We start from the raw sequence: 20120 nt of genomic DNA on the forward strand, positions 1-20120 counted from the left end.
AAGTGGCACGCGCTGTACCCTTGCCCCAGTCTTCCCGCTTTCCACGACGCCTCTGTGAACTCCAACCCGCGCCAGATCAACCTCCTGGACACCGTGCGAACGCGCGGTTCCGTCACCGTCGAACAGCTGGCCGACATGCTCGGCGTCACCCTGCAGACCGTGCGGCGCGACGTGCAGCGGCTGGCCGACGAGGGGTTGCTCACGCGCTTTCACGGCGGCGTGCGCATGCCCAGCTCGACCACGGAAAACATCGGCTACCAGCAGCGCGAGACGCTGCATGCCGAAGGCAAGGCGCGCATCGCCCGCCGCGTGGCGGAGCTGGTGCCCAACGACTGCTCGCTGATCCTCAACATCGGCACCACCACCGAGGCCATCGCCAAGGCGCTGCTGCGCCACACCGGCCTGCGCGTGATCACCAACAACCTGAACGTGGCCACCATCCTGAGCGGTAACACCTCGTGCGAGGTGATCGTGGCGGGCGGCTCGGTGCGCCCCCGCGATCGCGCCATCGTGGGCGAGGCCACCATCGACTTCATCCGCCAGTTCAAGGTCGACATCGCCCTGATCGGCGTGTCGAGCATCGAGGCCGACGGCTCGCTGCGCGACTTCGACCTGCGCGAGGTGAAGGTCGCGCAGACCATCATTGCCCAGGCACGCGAGGTGTGGCTGGCAGCCGATGCGAGCAAGTTCAACCGGCCCGCGATGATCCAGCTGGGCACGCTGTCGCAGATCGACCGGCTGTTCACGGATGCGGAGCCGCCTGCGCCTTTTGCGGACCTGCTGCATGCAGCGCAGGTGCGCCTGGAAATCGCGCGTGAATCATGAGCACGGACTCAGAGAAACATTGACCCTATGACCACCTACCTGCTAGCCCTCGACCAAGGCACCTCCAGCTCGCGCAGCATCGTGTTCGACCGCGAAGGCCACATCGTCGCCATCGCACAGAAGGAACTCACGCAGATCTATCCGCAGCCCGGCTGGGTCGAGCACGACCCGATGGAAATCTGGCGCAGCCAGCTCGCCACCGCGCGCGAAGTGCTGGTGAAGGCCAAGCTCAAGCCCACCGACATCCACGCCATCGGCATCACCAACCAGCGCGAGACCACCGTCCTGTGGAACCGCAAGACCGGCCAGCCGGTGCACCACGCCATCGTCTGGCAGGACCGCCGCGCCGAGCCGCTGTGCGCGCAGCTGCGCGACGCAGGCATGACCGACACCATCCGCGAGAAGACCGGGCTGGTGATCGACGCGTACTTCTCCGGCACCAAGCTGCGCTGGCTGCTCGACAACGTGCCCGGCGCGCGCGCGCAGGCCGAGCGCGGCGAACTGGCCTTCGGCACCGTCGACAGCTGGCTCATGTGGCAGCTCACCGGCGGCAAGGTGCACGTGACGGACGTGAGCAATGCCTCGCGCACCATGCTCTTCAACGTGCACCGGAACGAATGGGACGCCGACCTGCTCGCCGCACTGGAGATCCCGGCCGCGCTCATGCCGAAAGTTCAGCCGTCGAGCTCGCACTTCGCCGATACCGACGCGGCACTGCTGGGTCATACGCTGCCCATCGGCGGCGTGGCCGGCGACCAGCAGAGCGCCCTCTTCGGCCAGGCCTGCTTCGAGGCCGGCATGGCCAAGAACACCTACGGCACCGGCTGCTTTTTGCTGATGCACACGGGCGGCGCGTTCCAGCCCTCGCACAACGGACTGCTCGTGACCAGCGCCGCGCAGACCGACAAGACGCCGCAGTACGCGATGGAGGGCAGCGTGTTCGTCGGCGGCGCGGTGGTGCAGTGGCTGCGCGACGGACTCAAGGCCATCAAGGGCAGCGCCGAGGTGCAGTCGCTCGCCGAGAGCGTGCCCGACGCGGGCGGCGTGATGATGGTGCCGGCCTTCACCGGCCTCGGCGCGCCCTACTGGGACGCAGACGCGCGCGGCACGATCACGGGGCTCACGCGCGGCACCACGGTCGCGCACATCGCGCGCGCCGCGCTCGAAAGCATCGCCTACCAGAGCGCCGCGCTGCTGCAGGCCATGAGCCGCGACGCAGTGGCCGCCGGCGGCAAGCCCGTGGCCGAGCTGCGCGTGGACGGCGGCGCGAGCGTGAACGACCTGCTGATGCAGTTCCAGGCCGACCTGCTGGGCATCCCGGTGGTGCGGCCCGAAGTGATCGAGACCACCGCGCTCGGGGCCGCGTACCTCGCGGGGCTGTCGACCGGCGTCTACACCGACGCGCGCCAGCTGTCGAAGCTGTGGAAGATCGAACGGCGCTTCATGCCCACCATGGGCCGCGCGCAGGCCGAGGAATCGATGGCGCGCTGGGAGCGCGCGGTGCGGCAGGCCACGGCGACCTGATCGCCCCGGAGGCTACCAGCCCCGTGGGCGGCGCAAATACCTCGCCACCATCGGGGCACTGGGGCGCGCAGCGCAGGCCCCGGGGCAGAATGCGCCCGCCCCGACCTCCCGCGCTACCTGCTTGACCACCCGTCCCTCCCCGCCGCGCAATGCCCTGCCCGCCTGCGGCGTAGTAGGTGCAACACTGCTGGCGCTCATCGCGCTGGGCCACGACGGCCGGCGCATCGCGCAGCTCGCGGTGCTTGCAGCGCCCATGGTGCTGTGGCTCGCGTGGCCATTGCGCAGCACGCAGATGCGGCGATTGCGCACCCTGCTGGTCTGGCTCTGGGCCATGGGCTTCGCGCTCGACGGTACAGTGCGCGCCTACCTGCTCGACACCTACCAGGCCGCGCCCGACAGCGCGATGGTGCTCGGCGCCGCAGCCAACACCAACGCGCGCGAAGGCACCGAATACCTGTGGATGCATTGGCGCTCCGCGGCCGTGTGGTGTGCCGTGCTGGCCGTTGCGGGCACGCTCGTGGGCATGTTCGCGCGGCGCGGTGCGATGGCCCCATCTGCCCGGCCCGCGCGATGGGCCGTGGCGCTGCTCGCGCTGCTGCTGCTCGCCGCATGCGCGGCCTATGCAAGCAAGCCCTGGCGCCGGCTGCATCCCGCGATTTTCTGGACGCAGTGGGCGAACTCCGTCCACACGCTGCGCTCCGCCTGGGCTGACCAGCAGACACAGCGCGACCGCCTGATGGCGCAGGCCAGGAGCATCGCGCCCGTCATATCGCAGGCAGGCCCCTCCACCGTCGTGCTGGTCATCACCGACAGCATCAACCGCGACAACATGGCCCTGTACGGCTACGGCCGCCCAACCACGCCGCGCCTGCTGGCGCACAGGGCGCAGACCGGAGGGCAGATGGCGGTGCTGAAGAACGCATGGTCGGTCGACGCCAGCACCCTGCCCACACTGCGCAACATGTTCCGTTTCGGCCTGCCCGACAGCGACAACCCGCCGCATGTGCTGGCGCTGGCGCGCGCCGCGGGCTACAAGGTCTGGTGGATCAGCAACCACGACGACCTCGCCATCGAGCAGCAGCATGCGCGCCTCGCCGACGTGGTGGACATGGTCAACCGCACGCCGGGCCGCGCCAGCGCCTCGCTCGACGGCGAGATCCTCGACTGCGTGCAGGAGGCACTGCAGGATGCGAGCACCGACCGCAAGCTCATCGTCGTTCACCTGATGGGCGCGCATCCGCACTACAGCCTGCGCTTTCCGGAGAACGCCAATCCCTTCGACGACGATGTCGACGCGGTCGAGAACGGCCTCGTGAAAGACGGCCGCTCGGCCTGGGTGCGCCGCTTCCGCCAGGAGTACGACGCTGCGCTGCTGTATCACGACTTCGTGGTGTCGGAGCTGCTGCAGCAAACACGCACCGCGGGCAAACCTGGCGACTACCGCGCGTGGATGTACCTCTCGGATCACGGCCAGGAAGTGGGCCACGTCAGCGACCGCGCCGGCCACAGCCCATCGACCGCATCGGGCTATCGCATTCCGGCCGTGGTGTGGCGCAACCGGCAGCCCTTGCCTACGGCCGAGGCGCAGCAGCAACCGTTTCGCGCGGACTGGACGGGGTGGGCGCTGATGGACCTGCTCCACATCCAGTGGAGCGGGCAAAGGCCCGAGCGCAATGTGCTGGGCGGCGCCTACCGCTGGCAGGCGCCGCAGATACCGGTGGCCGTCGAGTCGTTCTCGCGCTGAGGACGGCCGGGGCCGCGCTCAGTGCGCAGGAACCAGGAAGTCCTGGCTGATGCGCCCGCCCAGCTCGTTCACCCGGTCGAGGAACTGCGTGAGGTACGCGTGCAGCCCGGTCGCCAGGATCTCGTCGACGCGCGCGTACTGCAGGTCGGCCAGCAGCTTGCCGGCGCGGCGCTGGGTTTCGGCGCTCTGCTCGTTCTGCACCTTCGCGAGGTTGTTCACCACCTCGACCAGGCTCGCGTGCAGCGAGCGCGGCATGTCGGCACGAAGAATCAGCAGTTCGGCCACGCGCTCGGGCTTGATCACGTCGCGGTACACCTTGCGGTAGACCTCGAAGGCCGAGACGCTGCGCAGGATCGCGCTCCAGTGATAGAAGTCGTACTCCTGGTCTTCCTCGGTGGCGGTGCCGAAGAACTCGCTGTTGAGTGCGTGGAACTTCACGTCGACCAGGCGCGCGGTGTTGTCGGCGCGCTCCAAAAAGGTGCCCAGGCGCGAGAAATAAAACGCCTCATCCTGGAGCATGGTGCCCAACGTGACGCCGCGCGAGAGGTGCGAGCGGAACTTGACCCATTCGAAGAATTGGCCCGGGTCGCGCTCGAAGTCGCCTGCGCGCAGCATGCGGTTCACTTCGAGCCAGGTGGTGTTCTGCGTTTCCCAGGCTTCGGTGGTGAGCGCGCCGCGCACGGCACGGGCGTTCTCGCGCGCGGCTTTGAGACAGGACACGATCGACGAGGCGTTGCTCTCGTCCTTGACCATGAACTCCATCACTTCCTTGGGCGCGATCTGGTCGTACTTCTTGTTGTACCAGGGCAGCAGCTCGCTGATGGAGAGCACGCCCTGCCAGCCGTACTTGGCGACTTCGGCGGACTGCGGCAGCAGCGAGGTCTGGTAGTTGACGTCCAGCATGCGCGCCGTGTTCTCGGCGCGCTCGGTGTAGCGGGACATCCAGTAGAGATGGTCGGCGGTGCGTGACAGCATCGGTGGTGCTCCTACTACGATTGGCTTTGCGACTGAGCGGGCGCCGCCTTGGGCTTGGGCACGCGGTCGGCTTCGAGAATCCAGGTGTCCTTGGTGCCGCCGCCCTGCGACGAGTTGACCACCAGAGACCCCTCTTTGAGCGCTACGCGCGTGAGGCCACCGGGCACCATCTGCACTTCGCTGCCCGAGAGCACGAAGGGGCGCAGGTCGATGTGGCGCGGCGCGATGCCGGCGTCCACGAAGGTGGGCGAGGTCGACAGGCTCAGCGTGGGCTGGGCGATGTAGCCGTCGGGCTTGGCGATCACGGCCTTCTTGAAGTCCTCGATCTCGGCCTGCGTGGCGGCCGGCCCGATCAGCATGCCGTAGCCGCCGGCACCGTGCACTTCCTTGACGACCAGGTCCTTCATGTTGTCGAGCGTGTACTGCAGCTCGTCCTTGTTGCGGCACATGTAGGTGGGCACGTTCTTCAGGATCGGCTTCTCGCCGAGGTAGAACTCGACCATCTTCGGCACGTACGGGTAGATCGACTTGTCGTCGGCCACGCCGGTGCCCACGGCATTGCAGATGACGACGTTGCCTTCGCGGTAGGCGCGCATCAGGCCGGCGCAGCCGAGCGTGGACGTGGGGCGGAACACCTCGGGGTCGAGGAAGTCGTCGTCCACGCGGCGGTAGATGACGTCGACGCGCTTCGGCCCGCGCGTGGTGCGCATGTAGACGAAGTTGTCCTTGACGAACAGATCCTGCCCCTCGACCAGCTCCACGCCCATCTGCTGCGCGAGGAAGGCGTGCTCGAAGTAGGCGCTGTTGTACATGCCGGGCGTGAGCACCACCACCGTGGGCTCAGCCGTGGCCGGCGGCGCACTGGCGCGCAGGGTCTCGAGCAGCAGGTCGGGGTAGTGCGCGACCGGCGCGATGCGGTTCTGGTTGAACAGCTCGGGGAAGAGCCGCATCATCATCTTGCGGTTCTCGAGCATGTAGCTCACGCCGCTGGGCACGCGCAGGTTGTCTTCGAGCACGTAGTACTCGCCATTGCCCTCGGCATCGGGCGCGCGCACGATGTCGATGCCCGAGATGTTCGAGTAGACGTTGTGCGGCACGTTGACGCCCATCATCTCGGGGCGAAACTGCGCGTTGTTCAGGATCTGCTCGGCCGGGATGATGCCGGCCTTGATGATTTCCTGGTCGTGGTAGACGTCATGAAGAAAGCGGTTGAGCGCCGTGACGCGCTGCACCAGCCCCTTTTCCATGCTCTCCCACTCGTGGGCCGGAATGATGCGAGGCAGCAGGTCGAACGGGATGAGCCGCTCGGTGCCGGAGCCATCTTCATCCTTCGCGCCATACACCGCGAAGGTGATGCCGACCCGGCGGAAAATCATTTCCGCCTCTTCACGCCGCGAACGCATCACCTCACCGGGTTGCTTCGCGAGCCATTGGTCGTAGCGCTTGTAGTGCTGTCGGATCGCAGCCCCCGCATAGGGCAACTGCTCATACATCTCGTCGAATTTGTGCATGGGACGACCAATCTCCTTGAGCTATAGCTTAGCAAGTTCAGGGCCAGTAGAACCCCTTATGCCGAGGCCGCGTACGGGTCGAGCGACTTTTTTTTCGGCCTGGTGCAAGCCCCCCGATGATGGCAGGAACAACGGCCTCCCCCCGAAAATCCTGAGCCGGCTTCAGGGCAGGCTGTGCTGCCAATATCGCGCGTTCCGCTCACGCTCGCAGGCCACGTCCCCGGGGCGCACGCTGCTCCAGTGCGCCGCGCCGCACCGGGTGTTTTCGACCAACTGCCCGCCGCGCTCCAGGTAGCGCGCCGCCACTTCCTGCGCCGGATGGCCGAAGCGGTTGCGGTACCCCGCCTGGACGATGGCGATGCGCGGCTTCACCGCGTCGAGGAACGCCGGGCTCGACGAGGTCTTGCTGCCATGATGCGGCGCCAGCAGCACGTCGGCGCGCAGCAATTCCGGCGTGCGCGTGACGAGCGCTGTCTCCTGCAGCCGCTCGATGTCGCCGGCCAGCAGCGCCACGGCGCGGCCGCTGTCGATGCGCAGCACGCACGACACCGCATTGGGTTTGGTGAAGCCGCGGTAGTCGGTGTCGAACGGATGCAGCACCTCGAAGCGCACGCCGTCCCAGCTCCAGGCCTGCCCCGCCTCGCAACGCCGCGCCGCACGCATCGTCTGCAGCGGGTGGGTGGCCTCGATGGAACTCAGCAGCGCGGCTTGCGGCTGCATCGCGAGCACCGCGGGCGCGCCGCCGGTGTGGTCGAGGTCGCGATGGCTCAGCACCAGCGTGTCGAGGCGCTCGCCATACGCCCGCAGCAACGGCACGAGCACGCGATGGCCGGCATCGCTTTCCAGGCTGTAGCGCGGGCCGGCGTCGTAGAGCAGGCTGTGTGTCGCGGTGTGCACGAGCACCGCGTTGCCCTGGCCGACGTCGGCAGCGAGCAGTTCGAATTCGCCGGCCGCGGGCCGGGGTGCCTGCCACAGCAGCACCGGCAGCAGCAGTGGGATGCCGAGGGTGCGCAGCGACCAGGGCAGCCGCATGGCCAGCAGTGCACCGCCGGCCACGCCGCAGGCGGCCATCCACCAGGGCGGCGCGGCCACCGAGAGCGTGGCATACGGCAGTCCGGCCAGCCATTGCAGCAGCAGCGCCAGCACCTGCACGGCGCGGGCCGCCAGGTCCCAAAGCGGCGCCACGGCCACGCCGAGCATCGCCAGCGGCGTGATCACCAGCGTGACCCAGGGGATCGCCACCGCATTGGCCAGCAGGCCGATCAGCGAAACCTGCTGGAACAGCAGCAGGCTGAGCGGCGTGATCGCGAGCGTGATGACCCACTGCTCGCGCAGGAACTGGAGCAGCCGGAAAGACGCGCCCGTCTTCCGCTCTCCGGGCACCCCGGCATCGGTGGCGAACAGCACGCCCACCGCCACGAAGCTGAGCCAGAAACCGGCCTGCATCAAGGCCCAGGGATCGAGCGCGACCACCACGGCCGCCGTCAACAGCCACACATGCGGCCAGGGCCAGCGCCGGCCCGTGAGGCGCAGCAGCGCGACCGTCGCCAGCATCCAGACCGTGCGCTGCGAAGGCACGCCCCAGCCGCTGAACAGCGCATAGAGCGTGGCGAGCAGGACGCCGCCCACCAGCGCGGCCTGCTGCGCGGGCAAGCGCAGCATCAGCCGGGCGCTGCGCCGCCAGAGCAGGCCGACGACGTGCGCGGCCAGCCAGGCGAACATGGTGACGTGGAGGCCGGAGATCGACATCAGGTGCGCCACGCCCGTGGCGCGGAAGACGTCCCAGCCCGAGCGATCGATGGCGCTCTGGTCGCCGGTGACCAGAGCTGCGATCACGCCTGCCTGGGCGCGGTCGGGCACGCGTTCGAAGACGGCGTCGCGCACGGCTTCGCGTGCGCGCTCGATGGGATGCCGCCACGTAGGCGCAACGAGCGCGGGCGCCGCATCGCGCGCGCCGGTTCGCACGTGTCCGCCGGCATGCAGGCCCTGCTCCCACATCCAGAGTTCGCTGTCGAAGCCGTGGGGGTTGCGGTTGCCGTGCGGCGCCTTCAGGCGCACCGTCAGGCGCCATCGCTCGCCGGCGTGGAGGGGGCCGACGGTGCTGGCCAACGGTGCGCGGCCTTCAGACGCCCGGTCCCACAGGCCTGAGCCTTCCGAATACCAGCCGAGGGCAATGCGATCAGGCACGGTGGGCCGCCCGTCCTCGCCGGGGTCGGCCCAGCCCGCAGACTCGACATCCAGACGGAACCGCGTCCCGCCCTCGCTGCGCTGGGGCATCTCCGACACGACACCGGTGACCTGCAGGTCGCGCCCTTCGAGCGCCGGGTCCAGCGCACCGCCCGCGTAGACGGCGGCGCGCCATCCCGCAAGCCCCGCACCCGCCATTGCGCCGCACACGAGCGAGGCCATCAACAGCCCCCGGCCCGACAGGCGCCGCCACCACAGGCCGGCCCCGGCCACGAGCAGCAAACCCGCATACATCCCTGCCCGCCAAAGCCCCGCCTGCTGCAACTGCAGGACCGCGCCGAGCAGCGAACCGCACAGCGCCGCGAACACCCACGATCTGCCCGCGGCGCCGCCGGACGCGCGAAACGGCGTCAACGAGAAACTCCCGAACCCATGATGCAAACCCTCCCCAAAGTCACGCTCAGTGGCGCGTTAATTGCTTTGCAACTGGGCTAGTATGCGTCTCACAAGAGACATCTTTTCGATGCAATCTCGCAGCACTGCACATAAAAACGCATGTCCATTCACGCCGCTCTCCACCACGTCACCCACTACAAATACGACCGCCCGGTGCAGCTGGGCCCACAGGTCGTGCGCTTGCGGCCCGCGCCGCATTGCCGCAGCAACGTGATCTCGTACTCGCTTCGGGTCGAGCCGGCCGAGCACTTCGTCAACTGGATGCAGGACCCGTTCGCCAACTACCAGGCGCGGCTGGTGTTCCCCGAGAAGACGCGCGAGTTCAAGGTCACGGTCGACCTCGTGGTCGAGATGGCGGTCTACAACCCGTTCGACTTCTTCCTCGAGCCGCAGGCCGAGAACTTCCCCTTCAAGTACACAGCCTCGCAGGCCGAAGAGCTCGCGCCCTACCTCGTGGCCGACCCGGTCACTCCGCTGCTGGAGGCCTACCTCGACAAGGTCGAGCGCAAGGAGCAGCGCACCATCGACTTCCTGGTCGGCATCAACCAGCAGGTGCAGCAGGACGTCAACTACCTGATCCGCATGGAACCCGGCGTGCAGACGCCGGAAGAAACGCTCGCCAGCGGCAGCGGCTCCTGCCGCGACTCGGGCTGGCTGCTGGTGCAGCTGCTGCGCCACTGCGGACTGGCCGCGCGCTTCGTCTCGGGCTACCTGATCCAGCTCACGCCCGACGTGAAAGCGCTCGACGGCCCGAGCGGCACCACGGTCGACTTCACCGACCTGCACGCCTGGTGCGAGGTGTTCCTGCCGGGCGCCGGCTGGATCGGCCTCGACGCCACCTCGGGCCTGCTGGCCGGCGAAGGCCACATTCCGCTGGCCTGCACGCCCACGCCATCGAGCGCGGCGCCCATCGAGGGCGGCGTGGATGAGTCGGAGGTCGAGTTCGGCCATGAAATGAAGGTCACGCGCATCTACGAATCGCCGCGCGTCACCAAGCCCTACACCGAAGAGCAATGGTCCGAAGTGCTGGCCCTGGGCGACGCCGTCGATGCGCGCCTGAAGGCCGGCGACGTGCGCCTCACCATGGGCGGCGAGCCCACCTACGTGGCCACCAGCGACCGCGACGCGCCCGAATGGAACACCGACGCGCTCGGCCCCACCAAGCGCGGCTACGCCACCGAGCTCGTGCACAAGCTGCGCGCCGAGTACGGCAAGGGCGGCTTCCTGCATTTCGGCCAGGGCAAGTGGTACCCGGGCGAGCAGCTGCCGCGCTGGGCGTTGTCGATCTTCTGGCGCGCCGACGGCCAGACGCTGTGGCACGACCCCGAGCTCTTCGCCGACGAGCGCTTTCCCACGCAGTACACGAGCGAGGACGCGCGCCGCTTCACCACCGTGCTGGCGCACAAGCTCGGCCTGACCGAGCGCTACATCCAGCCCGGCTACGAAGACATTTACTACTACCTCTGGCGCGAACGCCGCCTGCCGGTGAACGTCGACCCCTTCGAGTCGAAGCTCGACGACGAACTCGAACGCGTGCGCCTGCGCCGCGTGTTCACGCAGAAGCTCGACGCGGTGATCGGCTACATGCTGCCCATCGAGCCCGGCAACGCGAACAGCGATGCACCCGCGCTCGCCGGCCCCGGTTGGAAGACCGGGCCCTGGTTCCTGCGCGACGACCGGCTCTACTTGATCCCGGGCGACTCGCCCATGGGCTACCGCCTGCCGCTCGACTCGCAGCCGTGGGCGAGCAAAGGCGACTACCCCTACCTGATCGAGCGCGACCCGACCGCGCCGCGCGGTGCGCTGCCGAGCGCGGCCGACTACAGTGCGCGCTATGCCGTGGCGGCAGGCGGTGCGGAGGGTGACCGCGGCGCCGTGCCCTATGCCTTCGGCACGCCACCCGTCGTGCCGGCCTCGCTGCGCATGCAGGCGCCGGGCAGTGCAGGCGAAGGCGACGCAGCCACGGCCGCCGACGAGGCTGCCGACAAGTCGTCCACCACCACGCGCCAGCCGCTGCGCGGCGAATCGGCCCACTGGGTCACGCGCACCGCGCTGTGCGTCGAAGTGCGCGACCCGCGCCGCGCCAACGGCCCCGCGGCCGAGAAGAAGGGCAATGCCTCGGGCGTGCTCTACGTCTTCATGCCGCCGCTCGCGCGCCTGGAGGACTACCTCGACCTCGTCGCGGCCGTCGAAGCCACCGCGCGCGAACTCGGCATGCGCATCGTGATGGAAGGCTATCCGCCGCCGCGCGATCCGCGCCTGAAGATGCTGGCCGTCACGCCCGACCCGGGCGTGATCGAGGTCAACATCCACCCGGCGCACAACTGGAAGGAACTGGTCGATCACACCGAGTTTCTCTACAACGCCGCCTTCGAAACCCGCCTGTCGGCCGAGAAGTTCATGACCGACGGCCGCCACACCGGCACCGGCGGCGGCAACCACTTCGTGATGGGCGGCGCCACGCCGGCCGACAGCCCCTTCCTGCGCCGGCCCGAGCTGCTGGCCAGCCTGCTGCTCTACTGGCACAACCACCCGTCGCTGAGCTATTTGTTCTCGGGCATGTTCATCGGCCCGACCAGCCAGGCGCCGCGCGTGGACGAGGCGCGCAACGACCAGGTCTACGAACTGGAAATCGCGCTGAAGGAGATCGCGAAGAACCGCGAGATCTACGGCGCCAACATGCCCGCATGGCTGGTCGACCGCACGCTGCGCAACATCCTGATCGACGTGTCGGGCAACACGCACCGCAGCGAGTTCTGCATCGACAAGCTCTACTCGCCCGACTCGAGCACCGGCCGCCTCGGCCTGCTGGAGCTGCGCGCCTTCGAGATGCCGCCGCATGCGCGCATGAGCATCGCGCAGCAACTGATGATCCGCGCGCTGGTGGCCCGCTTCTGGGACGAGCCCTACAAGGCGCCCGTCACCCGCTGGGGCACCGAGCTGCACGACCGCTTCCTGCTGCCGACCTTCGTGAAGATGGACTTCGACGACGTCATCAGCGAGATGCGCCAGGCCGGCTACGCCTTCGACGCCGACTGGTTCGCGCCGCATTTCGAGTTCCGCTTCCCGCTCGTGGGCCAGATGCAGGCGATGGGCGTGGAGCTGTCGCTGCGCAACGCGCTGGAGCCCTGGCACGTGATGGGCGAGGAAGGCTCGGCCGGCGGCACGGTGCGCTATGTCGATTCGTCGCTGGAGCGCATCGAGGTGCGCGTGACCGGCCTGAACGAAAGCCGCCATGTCGTCACCGTCAACGGCAAGGTGCTGCCGCTGCAGCCCACAGGCGTTACGGGCGAGTTCGTGGCCGGCGTGCGCTACAAGGCCTGGAACCCGCCCTCGGCGCTGCACCCGAGCATCAAGGCCCATGCGCCGCTGACCTTCGACCTGGTCGACACCTGGATGAAGCGCTCGCTGGGTGGCTGCCAGTACTTCGTCGCCCACCCGGGCGGGCGCAACTACGACACCTTCCCGGTCAACGCCTACGAGGCCGAAAGCCGCCGCCATTCGCGCTTCACCCGCACCGGACACACGCCCGGGCTCATGCGCACGCCCCCGGCGACCATCGAGCTGCCGGGCAGCCGCGAATTCCCGTTCACGCTGGACCTGCGGCGGTAGGGGGTCATCCGGCACACTGCCCAAACGGACACCCCGTGACGGCAGTGTGACAATCCACCCCTGTGGAACCTTTGAACGAATCCCTGTTCGACGCCGAGGCGCTGGAGTTTCCAGCGGCCCTGGCGTCGGCGCTCGCCCCTCCGGCCCTGCCCGGTCATTTCGATGAACTGCGCGGAGCGGCCACGGTGGCTGCGCCCGTGCGGCCGGCGGCGGGAGCCCTGCCTGCCGCCGCTGCGCCGCTCTATGACGCCGCCGGGGAGCGGCCGGTGGCGCCCGGCCAGTCGCAATCGCAGTCCCAGTCCCAAACGCAATCCCAGACGCAGACACAGGCCCCGACCGGCGAACAACCGCCGCTCACGCCCGCCTGGAACGCCTTCTTCGACCAGCTCGGCCCCGACGGCTTCAGCGACCTGCCCCGGCGGGCAGCCAGCCTCGAGCGCCAGATCCGCGACAACGGCGTCACCTACAACGTGTACGCCGACGCCAACGGCCCGCAGCGGCCATGGTCGCTCGACCTGTTCCCGCTGATCGTCTCGCCCGAGAGCTGGAGCCAGATCGAGGCCGGCGTGCTGCAGCGCGTGCGCGTGCTCGACCGCGTGATGGCCGACGTCTACGGTCCGCAGCAACTGCTGGCCGAAGGGCTCATTCCGCCGGCGCTGGTGCGCGGCCACCCCGGCTACCTGCGCGCGCTGCACGGCGTGAAGCCGCCGGGCGACACCTGGCTGCACATCGCGGCCTTCGACCTCGCGCGCGGCCCCGACGGCAACTGGTGGGTGGTCTCGCAGCGCACCCAGGCGCCCTCGGGCCTGGGCTACCTGCTCGAGAACCGTTTGGCCATCACGCGGCAGTTTCCGCAAGCCTTCGAGGCGCTGCACGTGCAGCGCCTGGCCGCCACCTACAGCGCCATGATGGAAGGCCTGCAGCGCATGTGCCCGGCCGGCGTGCCGCCGCACATCGCGCTGCTCACGCCCGGCCCGTACAACGAAACCTATTTCGAGCACGCCTACCTCGCGCGCTACCTGGGCCTCACGCTGGTCGAGGGCAGCGACCTCACGGTGCGCGACCAGCGGCTGTACCTCAAGACGCTGCAGGGCCTGCGTCCGGTGCACGGCCTCATCAAGCGGCTCGACGACCAGTTCCTCGATCCGCTGGAGCTGCGCCCCGATTCCACGCTCGGCGTGCCCGGCCTGCTGCAGGCCATTCGCGCCGGCAATGTGCTGGTGGCCAACATGCCGGGCTCGGCGTTCCTCGAATCGCCCGCGCTGCTCGGCTTTTTGCCGGGGCTGGCGCGCCGCCTGATCGGCGAGAAGCTCAAGCTGCCCGCGCTGCCCACCTGGTGGTGCGGCGAGCGCGCGGCGCTCGAATCGGTGCTGCCGCAACTGGCCGACTGCGCCATCAAGCCCACCTACCCCGGTTTCGACGGCCACGCCAGCTTCGACGCCGTGCTCGGCAGCCAGCTCGGGCGGCGCGAGCTCGACGAATGGGCCGGCCGCATCGTGCGCGAAGGCGACGGCCACACCGTGCAGGGCTATCTGCCGCTGTCGCAGATGCCCACCTGGGCCAACGACATGGGCCCGGGCCACATCGCGCCGCGCGCAGTGCTGCTGCGCGTGTTCGCGGTGAGCGACGGCGCGCAGTCGTGGCGCGTGCTGCCCGGCGGCCTGGCCCGGCTCGCGGGCCCCGACGCGCAGATCGCTTCGATGCAGCGCGGCGGCAGCAGCGCCGACGTGTGGGTGCAGACCCATGGCGAGGTCGACCGCACCACGCTGCTGCAGCCGCACGCCACGCCGGCTTCGCTCGCGCGGCACCGCGCGCCCGTCACCAGCCGCGCCGCGGAGAACATGTTCTGGCTCGGGCGCTACACCGAGCGCGCCGAGAACGCCGTGCGCCTCGCGCGCCTCACGCTCAACCTGCTGGGCAGCGAAGACCAGTCGTCGCGCCCGCTGCTCGAATGGCTGCACCGCATGGCACTGCGCAATGCGCTGGTGCCCGCCGAGGCGCCCAGCGCGCCGAAGTCGCGCCGGGTGTTCGAACGCGCACTGATCGCCGAACTCGGCGACGTGGAGCGCGGCGGCAGCGTGGGCTTCAGCCTGAGGTGCATCCGGCAGGCCGCGGCCGCCGTGCGCGAACGCCTGTCGCAGGACAACTGGAACCAGATCGTGCGCGCCGAAACCGACTTCCTGCGCCGCGCGGCCGAGCAGGCCGGCGAAGGCAACTTTGCCACCGGCGCCGCGCTGCGCGCCCTCGAATCCGCCAGCACCGCGCTGGCCGCCATGACCGGCGCGCAAACCGACCGCATGACGCGCGACGATGCCTGGCGCCTGCTGTCCATCGGCCGCCATATCGAACGCCTGGGCTTCCTGTCGAACGCCCTGGAGGCCGGCTTCGAGAACGGCGCCGTGCACGAGGTCAGCGGCTTCGAGGCGATGGTGGCGCTGTTCGACAGCACCATCACCTTCCATGCCCGCTACCAGCAGCGCCGCGACGTCGCCACCATGGTCGACCTGCTGGTGCTCGACGCCGAGAACCCGCGCTCGCTCGCATGGGTCACGCAGACGCTGCGCGGACGCATCGCGCGGCTGGCCGGCAGTGCGCCCGGCAAGCTGACGGCGCTGTCGTACGAGTTGTCCGATCCGGCCAGCTGGACGCTCGAACACCTCTGCGCCACGGGGCCTCACGGCAACTATCCGGCCCTCGCCGAACTGCTCGCCAACTGCGAGACGGCGGCCTACCATGTGTCGGACGCCATCGGCACACGCTACTTCACGCTGACCTCCGAATCGCTGCGCTCCGTCGGGGCGTGAACAGGCACTCCCCCATGCTTCGCGCACTTCGTGTCGCTACGCACACCCCCTCGCCGGGGGCAACGCCTGCGGCCCGGCAAAGCCGGTTCCGCGGCGTTCCACAATAAGTTCACGGAGAAGCACCGCCATGCCCCACCGCGTCACCATCAACCGCCGCTTCGCACTCACCGCCGCGGGCCTCTTCGCGGCCCTCGCCATCGCCGGCTGCGGCAAGCAGGAGCCGGCATCCGCACCGTCCGCCACCGGTGCACCGGCGGCACCGGCCGCCGCCCGCGTGCTGGTGGTCGGCACCGACGCCGCCTACACGCCCTTCGAATCGCAGAACGACAAGGGCGAGATCGTGGGCTTCGACATCGACGTGGTGAAGGCGGTCGCGCAGAAGGCGGGCTTCGAGGTGAAGTTCGTCAACACGCCGTGGGAAGGCATCTTCAATGCGCTCGACCAGGGCGACCGCGACCTGCTGGTGTCGGCCATCACCATCACCGACGAGCGCCGCCAGACCATGGACTTCTCGCAGCCCTACTTCGACGCCAGGCAGCTGATCGCCGTGAAGATCGACTCGCCCGTCGCGAAATTCGAGGACATCAAGGACATGAAGGTCGGCGTGCAGAACGGCACCACCGGCGACGAGGTCGTGGGCAAGCTGCTGGGCAAATCGAGCACCGCCATCAAGCGCTTCGAATCGACGCCGCTCGCGCTCAAGGAACTCGAGGCCGGCGGCGTGCAGGCCGTGGTGGCAGACAACGGCGTGGTGGTGCACTACATCGCGAACAACACCGCGGGCGGTTTCAAGACCGTGAGCGACGCAGGCTTTCCGGTCGAGAAGTACGGCATTGCCGTGAAGAGGGGCAACGCCGAACTGCTGGCCAGGATCAACCAGGGCCTCGAAGGCATCCGGGCCGACGGCACCTACGCGAAGATCTACGCTTCGCACTTCGGCGCCGAGGCCAAGTAGATCCACGCAACGGGCACTGTCGATCATGCTGCTTCACGTCACCCACGAAACGCGCTACGAGTACTCGCCGCCGGTCGAGACCGCGCAGCACCTCGCCCACCTCAAGCCGCTGGCCACCGAATCGCAGCGGCTCGTGAGCCACCGGCTTGCCATCGAGCCGGCGCCTGCACAGCGCAACGAACTGGCCGACCTGTACGGCAACACGCGCGCCTTCTTCGCACTCGAAGCCACGCACGACCGGCTCGTCGTCACGGCCGAGAGCGTGGTCGAAACCTCGGAGCCCGTGCTGTCGCCCGCCGTGGCGCGCGAGCTGCCATGGGAAGCCGTGCGCGAGCGCTTCCGCTTCCGCAAGGACGCCACCTTCGATGCGGCCTCGGAGTTCGTCTTTCCGTCGCCCTACGTGCCGCGCCACGGCGACTTCGCGGCCTATGCGCGCGCCAGCTTCGTGCCCGGCCGTCCCACCTTCGACGTGGCGATGGACCTCACCGAGCGCATGTACGAGGACTTCGCGTACGACGCCGACAGCACCGAGATCAACACCCCCGCCGTCGAGGCGCTCGCACAGCGCAAGGGCGTGTGTCAGGACTTCGCCCACATCATGATCGCGTGCTTTCGCACCATGGGCCTGCCCGCGCGCTACGTCAGCGGCTATCTGCTGACGCAGCCGCCGCCCGGCCAGCCCCGGCTGGTGGGCGCCGATGCGTCGCACGCCTGGGTGTCGGTGTACTTGCCCGGAAAGGGCGAGGACGACGGTCCCGAGAGCGCGGGCGGCTGGGCCGATTTCGACCCCACCAACGGCCGCCAGCCGGGCGAGGACTACGTCACGCTCGCCATCGGCCGCGACTATTCCGACGTGTCGCCGATGCGCGGCGTACTCCATGGCGGCGCCAGGCACACGCTGCGGGTCGGCGTGACCGTGCAGCCCGTGGGGGAAGTGATCGAGGGCCTGCCGCAAACACAGACACAATCGCCTTCCCAAGACAAGGAGTCTCCATGAGCGTTTACGACAAACTTTCCAGCCTCGGCATCACCCTGCCCCCGGTCGCCGCCCCCGCGGCCGCCTACGTGCCCTTCGTGCAGACCGGCAACCTCGTGTTCCTCTCGGGCCACATTGCGAAGAAGGACGGCAAGGTCTGGGCCGGCCAGCTCGGCGCCAACATCAGCACCGAGGAAGGCAAGCAAGCCGCACGCGCCATCGCCATCGACCTGCTCGGCACGCTGCACGCGGCCGTGGGCGACCTGAACAAGGTCAAGCGCATCGTCAAGGTGATGAGCCTCGTGAACTCGGTCGGCACCTTCACCGAGCAGCACCTCGTGACCAACGGCGCGAGCGAATTCTTCGCCGAAGTCTTCGGCCCCGAAAAGGGCGCGCATGCACGCAGCGCCTTCGGCGTGGCGCAGGTGCCGATGGGAGCCTGCGTGGAGATCGAGCTGATCGCCGAAGTCGGCTGATCCCGCCGATCTTTTTCAGTTGACGCCCGGCGCGGGGCTGCGCGCCTTCTCGCGCGAGACGAACAGCACGATCAGCACCGTCGCCATGCATTCGACCGCCGCGATGATCGTCAGGCCCTGCGCATATTGCCCCGTGCTGCTCTTCAGGTAGCCCAGCAGCTGCGGCGAGAAATACCCCGCCAGGTTGGCCACCGAATTGATGAACGCCAGGCCCACCACCAGCGCCGTGGCAGACAGGTAGCGGCTCGGTATCTGCCAATAGATCGGGATCGAGCCCATCGTGCCGGCCGACGACAACGCCAGCGACACGATCACGCCGGCCATGTTTTTCTGGCCCAGGAAGTAGGCCGTGAGCAGCAGGCCCAGCGCCCCCAGCCCGGCCGCGATGGCCGTGTGCCACTTCACCTCCTTGCGCCGGTCCGAGAGGTAGCCGTTGCCGATCATCCCGATCCAGCCGCAGGCGTAGATGCCCGCCATGACCCAGCCCAGCGTCTTGATGTCGTTCACGCCGACCTCCCGCACGATGCTCGGCCCGTAGTACACCAGCGTGGCATTGCCCGCCACGATGCAGAAGAAGATCAGCGTGAGCACCCAGAGCTGCGGGTTGCGCATCGATGCCAGGAAGCTGTGCTCGCGGTGGCCCAGGCTCCTGGCTTCGAGCGCCAGTTCGCTATCGACATGCGCCTTCTGCCGCGTGCTCAGCCAGCGAGCCTTGGCGGGCGAATCGCTGAGGACGAAGTACGCCGCGGCCCCCGCCACGATCGATGGAATGCCCTCGATCACGAACAGCCACTGCCAGCCGCGAAAGCCACCGACGCCGCCGAGCGCTTCCATCAGGTAGGCGGCGATCGGGCTGCCGAACATCAGCGACAGCGCCGAAGCCGAGACAAAGAACGCGAGCGCCTTGCCGCGCCGGTGCGCGGGCAGCCAGTAGGTCAGGTACAGGATCACGCCGGGCTGCAGGCCTGCCTCGAACGCACCCATGAGGAAGCGCAGCGCATAGAACTGCAGCGGTGTCTTCACCCAGGCCATGAGCACGCATACCACGCCCCAGCCGATGGTGATGCGCATGATGGTCTTCTTGGCACCGAACTTCTGCAGCAGCATGTTGCTCGGCACCTCGAAGAAGAAGTAGCCGATGAAGAACACGCCCGCACCCGCGCCGTAGATGGCGTCGGACCACTGCAGGTCGTTCATCATCGTGAGCTTCGCGAAGCCGACGTTGACGCGGTCGATCCACGCCAGGAACCACACCAGCGTGAGGAAGGGAATCAGGCGCCAGACGATGCGCCTGAAGGTCAGGTCGCGTTCCGCGAGCGAGTCCACGCCCGTGCCGGACGCCGCTGCAGATGCGCCCGGATTTGCCGCCGTGCTCGTGCTCATGTCTTGCTCCTCGTGTTCAGGACGCGACTTCGAGTCGCGCACACAGCTGCCGCATCGCGGCGGAAATCGGTGCGATCACCGGCACGCCGAAGCGCGGTGCCAGCGCCAGCGCGGCCTGGCCCAGCGGGCCGCCGCCGATGATCACGGCCTCCGCGCCGTCTTCGTCGATGCAGCGCTGCACGGCCCGTGCCAGCGCGTCCTCCAGCGCTTGCGGTTCGGCCGCCAGTTCGCGCGGGTCGCCCTGTGTCAGGCGGGTGCCGGCGTACAGGCCGAGCAACCCGAGCGCACGGGCGCGCCGCTCGATGGGTGCCACCAGCTCGGGCGTCACCGTGGCGATGCCGAAGCGCCGATGCCCATCGCTCGCCTCGCGCATCGACGCCTCCGCGATGCCGACCACCGGCACCCTCGCGTTCGCTCGCACGAGGTCGATGCCCGGGTCGCCGAAGGCGCTGACGATCACGCCGTCCCAGCGCGCGGCGCCAGCCTCGCGCCACACTTTCAGCACCTCGGCGGCGGCGGCCTCGAGCTCCTGCTCGTTGACGATCATCGAGGGCCCGCCCATGGCGGTGCGGCCGGTCACGCGGCAGCCCGCGGGGGCCTCGCCGTTGGCGATCTTCGCCATCATCTCCGTGGTGGCGGTCGACGAGTTGGGGTTGATGAGCAGGATGTCCGTCATGCAAGAGGCTTTCTGG

At 68.8% G+C, this 20120-nt stretch carries 13 protein-coding genes; 8 read left to right on the plus strand and 5 right to left on the minus strand.

Annotation, left to right across the window (positions count from 1 at the left end; all coding sequences use genetic code 11):
* The first annotated feature begins 54 nt into the window (after positions 1 to 54).
* The 3 genes from ACEOAB_RS18250 (at position 55) to ACEOAB_RS18260 (ending at position 4093) form a co-directional block, all read left to right on the plus strand.
* Positions 55 to 825, plus strand: coding sequence for a DeoR/GlpR family DNA-binding transcription regulator (locus ACEOAB_RS18250; RefSeq protein ID WP_007831595.1), 771 nt, complete (start codon positions 55 to 57; stop codon positions 823 to 825).
* A 27-nt stretch (positions 826 to 852) separates the two neighbouring features.
* The gene (gene glpK / locus ACEOAB_RS18255) at positions 853 to 2349 is read left to right on the plus strand and encodes a glycerol kinase GlpK (protein WP_495653027.1); all 1497 of its coding nucleotides are present in this window, start codon (positions 853 to 855) and stop codon (positions 2347 to 2349) included.
* A gap of 121 nt (positions 2350 to 2470) precedes the next feature.
* Positions 2471 to 4093: a phosphoethanolamine transferase gene (locus tag ACEOAB_RS18260; protein WP_495653028.1), complete on the plus strand. Its 1623-nt coding sequence runs from the start codon at positions 2471 to 2473 to the stop codon at positions 4091 to 4093.
* An 18-nt stretch (positions 4094 to 4111) separates the two neighbouring features.
* Here ACEOAB_RS18260 and ACEOAB_RS18265 read toward each other — a convergent pair whose 3' ends face one another.
* From ACEOAB_RS18265 to ACEOAB_RS18275, 3 genes are all read right to left on the minus strand, one after another.
* Positions 4112 to 5068 (minus strand): alpha-E domain-containing protein, encoded by a 957-nt coding sequence (locus tag ACEOAB_RS18265; protein WP_007831588.1) that lies wholly within the window; start codon positions 5066 to 5068, stop codon positions 4112 to 4114.
* 14 nt (positions 5069 to 5082) lie between these two features.
* Entirely contained in the window at positions 5083 to 6579 is a 1497-nt protein-coding gene (locus tag ACEOAB_RS18270; RefSeq protein WP_056591025.1) for a circularly permuted type 2 ATP-grasp protein, read from the minus strand.
* 162 nt (positions 6580 to 6741) lie between these two features.
* Positions 6742 to 9180 carry a DNA internalization-related competence protein ComEC/Rec2 gene (locus tag ACEOAB_RS18275; RefSeq protein ID WP_495653029.1) on the minus strand — a complete coding sequence of 813 codons (2439 nt, stop codon included), beginning with the start codon at positions 9178 to 9180 and terminating at the stop codon, positions 6742 to 6744.
* Positions 9181 to 9321: 141 nt separating this feature from the next.
* Between ACEOAB_RS18275 and ACEOAB_RS18280 the strand changes: the two genes are divergently transcribed.
* The 5 genes from ACEOAB_RS18280 to ACEOAB_RS18300 all read left to right on the plus strand — a co-directional run bounded on the left by ACEOAB_RS18280 (position 9322) and on the right by ACEOAB_RS18300 (position 18045).
* Positions 9322 to 12834, plus strand: coding sequence for a transglutaminase family protein (locus tag ACEOAB_RS18280; RefSeq protein ID WP_495653030.1), 3513 nt, complete (start codon positions 9322 to 9324; stop codon positions 12832 to 12834).
* Between the two features lie 62 nt (positions 12835 to 12896).
* Positions 12897 to 15638: a circularly permuted type 2 ATP-grasp protein gene (locus ACEOAB_RS18285; protein WP_495653031.1), complete on the plus strand. Its 2742-nt coding sequence runs from the start codon at positions 12897 to 12899 to the stop codon at positions 15636 to 15638.
* Positions 15639 to 15765: 127 nt separating this feature from the next.
* The gene (locus tag ACEOAB_RS18290; protein WP_413750401.1) at positions 15766 to 16593 is read left to right on the plus strand and encodes a basic amino acid ABC transporter substrate-binding protein; all 828 of its coding nucleotides are present in this window, start codon (positions 15766 to 15768) and stop codon (positions 16591 to 16593) included.
* Positions 16594 to 16618: 25 nt separating this feature from the next.
* Complete coding sequence (locus tag ACEOAB_RS18295) at positions 16619 to 17590, plus strand: transglutaminase family protein (protein ID WP_413750402.1); 972 nt, start codon at positions 16619 to 16621, stop codon at positions 17588 to 17590.
* Positions 17587 to 18045, plus strand: a complete 459-nt coding sequence (locus tag ACEOAB_RS18300) for a RidA family protein (protein ID WP_056591047.1) — start codon at positions 17587 to 17589, stop codon at positions 18043 to 18045. The genes ACEOAB_RS18295 and ACEOAB_RS18300 overlap by 4 nt, the downstream gene beginning before the upstream one ends.
* Positions 18046 to 18060: 15 nt before the next feature.
* Here ACEOAB_RS18300 and ACEOAB_RS18305 read toward each other — a convergent pair whose 3' ends face one another.
* Positions 18061 to 19428: an MFS transporter gene (locus ACEOAB_RS18305; RefSeq protein WP_413750403.1), complete on the minus strand. Its 1368-nt coding sequence runs from the start codon at positions 19426 to 19428 to the stop codon at positions 18061 to 18063.
* A 16-nt stretch (positions 19429 to 19444) separates the two neighbouring features.
* The gene (locus ACEOAB_RS18310; protein ID WP_413750404.1) at positions 19445 to 20104 is read right to left on the minus strand and encodes an aspartate/glutamate racemase family protein; all 660 of its coding nucleotides are present in this window, start codon (positions 20102 to 20104) and stop codon (positions 19445 to 19447) included.
* Between the last annotated feature and the right edge of the window lie 16 nt (positions 20105 to 20120).

It is taken from the genome of Variovorax sp. Varisp53 (assembly GCF_059491555.1).